2 protein-coding genes and 1 pseudogene are annotated in these 1,649 nt (G+C 37.1%); 2 read left to right on the plus strand and 1 reads right to left on the minus strand.

The genetic code is table 11. The features are described 5' to 3' along the window. Positions 1-176: 176 nt before the first annotated feature. Positions 177-1,055, minus strand: a complete 879-nt coding sequence (locus tag H1P_RS33195) for an efflux RND transporter periplasmic adaptor subunit (RefSeq protein ID WP_186376297.1) — start codon at positions 1,053-1,055, stop codon at positions 177-179. 270 nt (positions 1,056-1,325) lie between these two features. Here H1P_RS33195 and H1P_RS36990 point away from each other — a divergent pair, with 270 nt between their 5' ends. Both H1P_RS36990 and H1P_RS39690 read left to right on the plus strand, forming a co-directional pair. Continuing rightward, the gene (locus H1P_RS36990) at positions 1,326-1,493 is read left to right on the plus strand and encodes a hypothetical protein (protein ID WP_186376298.1); all 168 of its coding nucleotides are present in this window, start codon (positions 1,326-1,328) and stop codon (positions 1,491-1,493) included. Between the two features lie 37 nt (positions 1,494-1,530). After that, positions 1,531-1,649: pseudogene (locus tag H1P_RS39690) on the plus strand (dienelactone hydrolase family protein); the annotation flags it as partial.

A 1,649-nucleotide genomic window follows, 5' to 3' on the forward strand; every position in this document is an offset into this window, starting at 1 on the left:
TTACTGTGGTTTACAGAAGGAAAACAGAGTACCGAAAAGCCAGGAGGAGCGTAGTGCCGTGAAAGTGGCACGCTACGTTTTGGATGGGAGGCTAGAGAAGCGATTCTCTGGTCGACCCCTAACAATCGGACTCACAAGTCATTTCAGGTTCATTTTCCCAGCTTTGAATTATTGTTTTACTGACCCCATAAAAGTGTGAATTTTCTTGCCTCTACTATACTCTCTAAGTGTTTATCGCGACATTTTATAAGAACATCATCAAAAAGATTCCGAATATCGGATACTACTATTTCTTCTCCTGGTTCTAAACCAGAAATTATTTGATATGTTTCTCCCTGAAGATTGCCTAAAACAACTACTCTTTGCTTTGCTACTAGGGTCTTTTCTTCTGCACCAGATTTTTGTTTTGTGGCCACAAAAACTAAATTTTTCCCTCCTATCCTTGAGATAGCAGTAGTTGGAACTGATGTTCCTGGTTTTTCTTGCCAAATGACTCTGGCTAAAACAGACTGGTTATCTCGAAAATTTCCGTTATTACGGACGGTGGCTTTAGCTAGAATCTGTTGTTGATTGGCTTCGGGAGAAATAAAGTTAATTTGACTCTTTAAACTAACATTTCCTGAAGAGTCAATAATTTCTACAGGAAGTCCCATTTTTAATTGGGATGACCGTTCAACTGGAACACCAATGTTAAGTTCTAAAGTTTGGTTATCAACAACTTTAGTTAAAGCTTGACCTTTAGTTATAAATTCTCCCCGATTGACTGAAATATTACTAACTATTCCCGAAACAGGTGCTTTAATTTGACTGTTATTATCTAGCAAAAAAAGGGAAGTACCAGCAATTACACTTTCTCCAGGTTTGACTAAAATCTGACTAATTGTTCCTTCATTTTCGGTGACGATAGTTGCTTGCGTCTTAGCTTTTACACGACCTAAAAAATCACTACTGTCAACAACTGTCGTAGTTTCAAGTACCTGACAAGTTACGGAGATAACTTGTGGCTGTGGACTACAAGAAGTAAGACTAGCTCCAAAAATATAAACAAACAACAAAAGTATTTTTCTCCTGTTGTTTTCTCGTTTAATGGCATTGATCTTAAAAAAATTCTACCTCCTTAGTCTTTCTCTCAACCTCGTATATCTGAGTTGCTGCTTAACTTGTTTCTAGAGCGATCGCTCTAGACTCCATATTCTAGTCACATATATAAAATATCAGTACGAAAGTAAACAAGTACTATAGTAGTCCTAAATTTACCCAAATGGGTAAATTGTGCTGTAATCGTCTGAATCAGGCAAACTAGAAACAGTATTGATAATATTGTCATGCCAAAAATTACTTTGTGTAATCGCTGCTCTCTTGATGCACGTAGCAACTCTAAAGTTTGTGGTATTCATCCAGAGGGGGTGAATGATAATTACTGTATTGACTATATTCGTGACCCCGATATAAAAGAAGAGGAACAATGGAGTCCATTTCGATTATTTATTTGATAAACTTCTTGAGATGAAGTTAGAGGAAATCCCTAGAGTGCAAATTAGCAAGTCTAATATCGGAATAATCGTCGATGACAGTTTAATGCGAGTTTATGTTGCTGCACCCGAACCAGAAGGGCAATATCCAGGCATCCTATTTTACTCTGATATTTA

It is taken from the genome of Hyella patelloides LEGE 07179, assembly GCF_900659865.1.
In the GTDB taxonomy this organism is placed as follows: Bacteria; Cyanobacteriota; Cyanobacteriia; order Cyanobacteriales; family Xenococcaceae; genus Hyella; species Hyella patelloides.